Raw genomic sequence first — 7,251 nt, 5'->3', positions numbered from 1 at the left:
CAACAAATAAATCATCCTTGCTTTGATGCGATCGCACCTAACAAGGCTCTTTTAGCCCGCGCAGGCACCGCTTTGTCCGTGTAGCCCCAGGCTTGAGCCTGCGGGTTTTTTGAAGGTTTTATTTTTTGGAGTTCCCTAAAATTGCCTCTCCCTCCCAAACAAACTAAGGAAAAACCGCCCTGGGGTTCCGGAAGCTACCGAGACGAGGGGAGATGGGTGGGGTTTGATGTCTCCACCTCCGGGGTGGCAGAAGGTTGGGACTGAATAATCGGAATTTCAATCCAAAATTCAGTCCCCTGACCCGGTTCGGAGAGACAATTAAAGGTTCCCGCGTGTTTATCCACCACAATTTGTTTACTGATGGAAAGACCCATTCCTGTTCCCTTACCAATATCTTTAGTGGTAAAAAAGGGTTCAAAAATGCGCGATCGCAGATGTTCGGGAATCCCCGGACCATTATCAAAAATACAAATCGCCGCATTTCTGTTCTCGTTATCCCCTGTTACGGTGGTGCGAATTGTAATTCGACAGGGGTCCTGATGGCGTTCTTGAGGCGATCGCTCTTTATCCCAGTCCTCTAAGGCATCAATGGCATTGCTCAAAAGATTCATAAACACCTGATTAAGCTGTCCGGCAAAACATTCCACCGGAGGCAGTTCCCCATATTCTTTGACAATTTCAATTGCCGGACGGTCGCCTTTGGCTTTAAAGCGGTGGTGCAAAATCATTAAGGTACTATCAATTCCATCATGAATATCCACCGCTTTCATCTCCGTTTGATCCAGCCGGGAGAAATTCCGTAAACTCAGGACAATCGACCGGATGCGGTCCGCCCCCACCTTCATAGAAGCCAACATCTTCGGCAAATCTTCAATCAGAAACTCTAAATCAATTTCTTCAATAAACTCCTGAATTTCTGACGGGGGTTCCGGGACATGATATTGGTATAGTTTTTGCAGAGCTAACAAATCCTCGGCATATTGGGTGGCGTGATTCAGATTGCCATAGATAAAGTTAACCGGATTATTAATTTCGTGAGCAATGCCAGCTACAAGCTGTCCCAGGCTGGACATTTTTTCCCCTTGGATCAGTTGGGTTTGGGCATTTTGGAGGTCTTCGATCGCCTGTTCTAACTCCACCGCTTGGGCTTGGGCTTTCGCCGCTGCCGCTTGGGTTTGTTGATAGAGTTCCGCTTGGGCGATCGCAATCGCCGCCTGATCCGCGAGTTGTTGCAACAGGTCAATTTCTTGTTCTTGCCACAGGCGCGGTTGTTCGCACTCATGGGCAATTAAAAATCCCCACAAATCTGAACCCATACAAATGGGGACGATTAAATTGGCTTTCACCTGAATGCTTTCTAAAAATTCCCGATGACAGTCACTTAATTCAGCCGTAGCCACATTATGAATCGCCCGGATCCGTCCTTTTAAATACAGGTTGGAAATATCGGTGGGAATGCATCCGGGACAGCTTACTCCTCGAACGGATTGCCAGCTTTCTCGGATATCTTCTACCGTCACCTCGCCGGTACCGCTGTCATTAAACTGATAAATCACTACGCGATCGGTATTCAGCAAATTTCGCACCCGCTGGGCGATGGTTTGGAGAATGGTACTGACATCTAAAGTGCTGCGAATTTGGTCGGTGATTTGTTTGAGAATGCGGGTAAATTTTAAGGACTGTTGGAGTTCCTCCGTGCGTTCTTGGACCTGTTGCTCTAGGTTGGCATTGAGGGAATTCACTTCTTTGTAGAGTAAATATTGCTCGATCGCCATTGAAAAATGTTTCCCAATGGAGCGAGCCATTTCAATTTCTTCCGGCTTCCAGTCTTGAGCTTGTCCGGTTTTGCGTTCCCGCCATGCCTCGAAGGATTGCCGAGGCAGTAATTGTTTGAGATTACTATTAAAGCGTCCAGCCCATAAGGTTTCGGTTTCAATTTCGTGGCGAAATATTGTTAAATAGCCGAGATTTTGTTGCCGATAAAATAGGGGCATCACCAGCAGACTCCGGATCCGAGTCGGACGGAAATCCGGGGTAAAACAGTTAATGTGAATAGGGTTATAAATATCCGTGATTGCCCAGACGGAAGCGGCTTGAGATTGTTCTAAATCGGGGCTAGAATTGGCGGTTTCAATCCAGTCTTTCCACTGGGGATGTTCTTCTAGGATATCGGAGAATTCAGACTGGACGGGAAGTGGTTGTTCTCCGAAGGTAAACAGTTGACTGTCTGAGTTGTTCAGGTTACCCATCATGGAATTGTGTTTGGCCCCGATGTAGAGCCTACCGCCACATCCATTGAGGGCAGTGACTGTGGCTTCTAATGCCGCCTGGACTTCGATGGAGGGTTGAGCGTGGAGTAAGGCTGCTACCTGATTGATCGTGGCTTCTCGGGCTTGTTTTTGCTGGGTGGCTTGGAGGAGAGTGGCTTGGGCGATCGCGATCGACACTTGATCTGCCAATAATTGAACCAACTGCAAATCGTCTTCAGCAATCGGGCTCGGTTCGACATGATGGGAGACAATCAGACCCCAGAGTTCCTGATGATGGAGGATGGGGACCACCACCGATGAGTTGATTCCCATTGCTCTGAGGTAGGTTAAATGACACTCATCGACAGGGCGATAGCGGATGCTGTTTCCATGCTCCAAAGATTCGTTTGAGGCATATTTGGCACTGACTCCAATTTGCTGCTTGGCAACATCGACGATGGAACAGACTCGTTCTTTGGTAAACCGTTCTCTAGCTCGTTCTGGAATATCATCGGCGGGAAAATTTAATCCCTTGAGAGAGGGAAGGCGATTTTCATTAATGGACTCGGCAATCACTTTCCCACTACTATCGGGATTAAATTGATAGACCATTACCCGATCGGTTCCTAATAGGGTCCGGATTTCAGCAGCCGTAGCGGTGAGAATTTCCTCTAAATCCAGAGATTGGCGAATTCGGTTGAGCATTCGATGCAACAACACTTCGCGATCGAGTCTCTGTTGGACGGGTTGAGCGGTATTTGTATTATTATTTTTGAGTGTCATAAAAAATGTGCTTTCTTCCAATCCAGATGTTTTTACCTCGGGAAGGTCCAAAACCCTCCTTATTCGCACTAAATTAGATTTTAAGGCTCTCGAAAAAGTACAGGGTTGGTCGGCACAAATCCTGTTCCTCTACACCCACTCGAATTATTTCGTCGCCTTATGAGTGCCAGGAGGTCAATATCCCGCTCTAATGAGACGGGGTTTGATGCCTCCTCTTTAGGTGGCTGAACTGCTCTAGTCTTGATTGACTCTGTTATCGATGAGGACCGACATCAGCTAGAACTTCCTTGTATGAGTTTCTAGCATACAGAAAAGGGTTTAGTTCCGGTTCTCCCGGTGACGGGTCCGATCGCCCAAACCCCCATCTTGATGCCTTTGTCAACATCATATCAATAAAATCTTAATATATTCCAGGGTTGTAGAGTTGCAATGACTTATAATCCCATTCCCTCCTCCCCCCCTATTGACATCCTTCTAATTTTCAGGTATATTTAAAGATTAGGCGCATTTTTAATAAAATCAACAACGGTCTTGAATCCTAGAGGAGAAAACCCGGGAAAAATTCATCTTTAGAAAGTGGGTTTCCCTTCTCCCGAAACCCACTTTCTGGGCTGGGGGCGATCGCTCCAAAGGATCATTTGTATATGTTCTGTACAGTTTCCTCCCGCCCCCGGGAAAACCCCTTTACCCATCAACTCAGGGTTCCCCCAATTGCCCACCTAACTGGACGATTTTTCCTGGAGGCGTCCTCGGATTTCATCTCGGACACTCATCAACATTTGTCCGAGATGATTTTGACCTGTGCGGTCCGCACCACAGCCCCAAAAATAATCCGTCGGAGAATCCTCAACAATGGGAAGGTCCTCCGTCCCCAGCAGAATCGCCTGGATATCTAAATGGGTCAAAAACTTGGTTAATACCGCTTCTCGCATAATCCCGAGTTTGACCCAATCCCAGTTTGAGCGAACGATCCGAGACGGATCGCGTCCTAATTTGGCCGCTTCATCCGGAGTCGGCGCATTCCGGATTTCAGTAATGATCGACTCATCCTCTACCCCAATAAATTTATGAGCTTGATAATAATGCTCGACTGTCGGCCAATGCAGGCCCTTTCTGCGAATTCCGTGGGGGGAAAAATTAGAAAAACAGCCGTAGGGTTCGTCAACTTTGTAAAAGTAAATTGTCATTTCAATAGTTTAGTTTATTTACGCATGAACATCTTCTAGTTTTACTAAATATCCAAGCATCTCACTCTCTTGAACCCTGTTCCCACTCCTGAATTCTATTGTTTATCCGGTGACAGCAGCGCCCTCGGGCATTGGGACGAGGTGCGATCAAGACGGGAGATAGTCGGGGGAAGACAACCGGGTTTCTGGACAAAATTTTGGCTCATTCGTCACCCATCTCAGCCAGAAACCCGGTTTCTTGTCCTCGGTATCTCATCCTGTGCTAATGCTTTAGGGGATGAGTCTAAACCTGACTAGCCCCCGAAACCGGGAATCAGGTTTTTCTTGAGACGGTCGATCGCCTTGTTGGCAATATCGCCATAACTGGTTTCCCCACATAACACCTCCACCATGCGCTGGGTCGCACTCGGACGCTTAATCCCCACTTTATAAGCAATTTTGGGAATTTTGTAGAACAAACCGGAGACGCGGGAGGCCCAAACCATTTGTCCTCCCCATTCCTCATTCATCACCTGGGTGTATTGTTCTAGGGCGTTGCTGGCACCGCCGAGGGCCGCATCAATGGACTCTGCCGCTTTCACGCCACTAAACATGGAGGGACGAATTCCCTCAGCGGTTAAGGGGTCAACGACGCAGGCAGCTTCCCCGGCGAGGATGGCATTCTGGGTATGAAGTTTTTGCTCTTTTTCCCATAAGCACAGAAAATCCTCATGCACTTGGGTAGAGAGAGGGAACCCATTGGCTTGGGCATATTGGGTTAAGATTTGATCCAGCTTTTCTTTGGTATTGCCTTGTAAGTTAGCAATGCTGAGGCTGCAACCATCGGCTTTGGGGAAGTTCCAGATGTAGCCTTTTTTGATGCGGCCAAAATCAAATTGGATCAGGGGATTGGGATTGGCTGAGGTAATTTCGACAGAGGCGGCAGGTTGGCGATCGCGCTCTTTAAAGCCCAGCATTTTCGCCATTGGACCTTTGGCCCCATCTGCCGCGATTAGATATTTCGCTTCTAAGGTTTCGTTGGCGGTGGTGACTTGCCAGCGATCGCCTTTAAAAGCAATTTGAGTCACTGCACTATTATCTCGAACTTCAGCCCCTTGTTGTTTAGCTTGATCGATGAGGAATTGGTCAAAGATATCCCGGCGGACCATCCACATCGGTTCAGGGGTTTCCAGTTGCACCTCTACCGGGTCCTCTCCCTGCCAGGTGTAGCGCAGGCGATCGACTTTCATCGAAATCGCGGGAGTAAAGTCAAAATCAAACCATTGGGCGATCGCCGGAGAGACACCGCCTCCACAGGGTTTATATCGAGGTAAAGATGCTTTTTCTAGGACTAAAACCGATCGCCCTCGTTTTGCTAAATGATAGGCGGCACTTCCGCCAGCGGGACCCGCTCCTACAATAATGCAGTCGAACATAATGATTGAATTTTCACGTCTCAATTGAATTGATTTTATGGCACGCCCTGGGCCCTCGCGCCTCTGTCATCAGACAGAGGACACCCCAGGCATCCTAGACAAACTGTAACGAATAGATGCCTGAAAAACCCAGATAACCTGACGAATTATCTGGGTTTTTCAGTTGATTACAAACTCCCTGTGCTTTGGAAAAGCGTCAGAAAAATTAGACAGTGGTGATGTCTTTTTCCTTTGCCGTAAGCACTTCGTCGATTTTTGCCACGTATTTATCCGTCAGTTTTTGAATGTCATCTTGCAAAGATCTCGATTCATCTTGGGAGATGTCGCTATTTTTTTCCTGCTTACGGACTGAATCAATCCCATCCCGGCGAGCATTGCGAATGGCAACCTTACCTTCTTCCGCATATTTTCCGGCAACTTTCACCAGTTCCAGACGGCGATCGCTGGTTAACTGGGGAATGTTCAAGCGAATGACTGCCCCATCATTGTTCGGAGTTAAGCCCAAATCCGAGGTTAAAATCGCTTTTTCGATCGCAGCCAAACTGCCGCGATCGAACGGTTGAATTGAAATCGTACTGGCATCGGGGGTATTGATGCTCGCTAACGATTTGAGCGGGGTGGGCGTTCCGTAATATTCCACCATGATTTTGTCCAGCAAAGAGGTATTCGCTCTGCCGGTGCGAATGGTGTTAAAAGAGCGTTGAGTTGCCTCAACGGCTTTTTTCATCAAATCTTCTACTTCAGCTAACTTCACAAAAACCTCCCACAATCGTTCCGACGTTTTCTCCCAAGACCGCTCGGCGGATGTTACCCGGTACCGAGAGGTCAAATACTATGATAGGGATATTATTGTCTTTGCACAGGGCGATCGCGGTACTATCCATCACCCGTAAGTCTTGGGTTAAAACATGACCATAAGTCAGGCTGTTAAACCGTTTCGCATTGGGGTTTAGATGAGGGTCGCTATCATAAATCCCATCGACTTTGGTCGCCTTAAAGATTACCTCGGCATTGATTTCTGCGGCTCTCAAGGCGGCGGTGGTATCCGTGGTAAAGAAAGGATTTCCCGATCCGGCCCCAAAAATAACCACCCGTTTTTTTTCTAGGTGGCGAATAGCACGACGACGAATATAGGGTTCGGCAACTTCCTGCATGGCGATCGCGGTTTGTACCCGAGTCGGAATGCCCATGCGTTCGAGAGAATCCTGCAAAGTCATGGCATTCATCACCGTGGCGATCATGCCGATATAATCAGCAGTCGCCCGATCCATGCCTGCCGCTGCGCCTTTAACTCCGCGAAAAATGTTACCGCCACCGACAACGACTGCCACTTCTACTCCATCGGCAATCAGATCTGCCAACTGTTGAGCGATTTGCTCAACCACGATGGGATCGATGCCGTAATTCAGCTCGCCCATCAATGCTTCGCCACTCAGCTTTAGTAAGACTCGCTGGTACACTGTCCCCATCAGCTCACTCTTTTCCCAACTGTATTTGCCTCCCCCATAAGATAGCAGGATGTCGGCATTTTTCCACGCATTCCATCAGAAATCATCCCCGGGTTGTCTGGGGACTCGCTGAAATGCCTGGAATAGGAGGGTCCATTTTCGGGTTTCG

The 7,251-nt window shown here is 48.1% G+C and carries 5 protein-coding genes; all 5 read right to left on the bottom strand.

Annotation, left to right across the window (positions count from 1 at the left end):
- Nucleotides 1-194 precede the first annotated feature (194 nt).
- The 5 genes from NG833_RS21905 to pyrH all read right to left on the bottom strand — a co-directional run bounded on the left by NG833_RS21905 (nt 195) and on the right by pyrH (nt 7,103).
- Complete coding sequence (locus NG833_RS21905) at nt 195-3,032, bottom strand: GAF domain-containing protein (protein ID WP_254567399.1); 2,838 nt, start codon at nt 3,030-3,032, stop codon at nt 195-197.
- Nucleotides 3,033-3,751: 719 nt separating this feature from the next.
- Entirely contained in the window at nt 3,752-4,219 is a 468-nt protein-coding gene (locus tag NG833_RS21900; protein ID WP_254567398.1) for an NADAR family protein, read from the bottom strand.
- Nucleotides 4,220-4,512: 293 nt separating this feature from the next.
- Nucleotides 4,513-5,634, bottom strand: a complete 1,122-nt coding sequence (locus NG833_RS21895; protein WP_254567397.1) for a geranylgeranyl reductase family protein — start codon at nt 5,632-5,634, stop codon at nt 4,513-4,515.
- A gap of 205 nt (nt 5,635-5,839) precedes the next feature.
- Nucleotides 5,840-6,388 (bottom strand): ribosome recycling factor, encoded by a 549-nt coding sequence (frr, locus tag NG833_RS21890; protein WP_254567396.1) that lies wholly within the window; start codon nt 6,386-6,388, stop codon nt 5,840-5,842.
- A complete protein-coding gene (gene pyrH, locus NG833_RS21885; RefSeq protein ID WP_254567395.1) occupies nt 6,375-7,103 on the bottom strand; it encodes a UMP kinase in 729 nt (242 codons plus the stop codon). The genes frr and pyrH overlap by 14 nt, the downstream gene beginning before the upstream one ends.
- Nucleotides 7,104-7,251: the final 148 nt, after the last annotated feature.

This window comes from Oscillatoria sp. HE19RPO, from assembly GCF_024220515.1.
In the GTDB taxonomy this organism is placed as follows: Bacteria; Cyanobacteriota; Cyanobacteriia; order Cyanobacteriales; family Laspinemataceae; genus Laspinema.
This window is presented reverse-complemented; position numbering and strand designations above follow the sequence as displayed.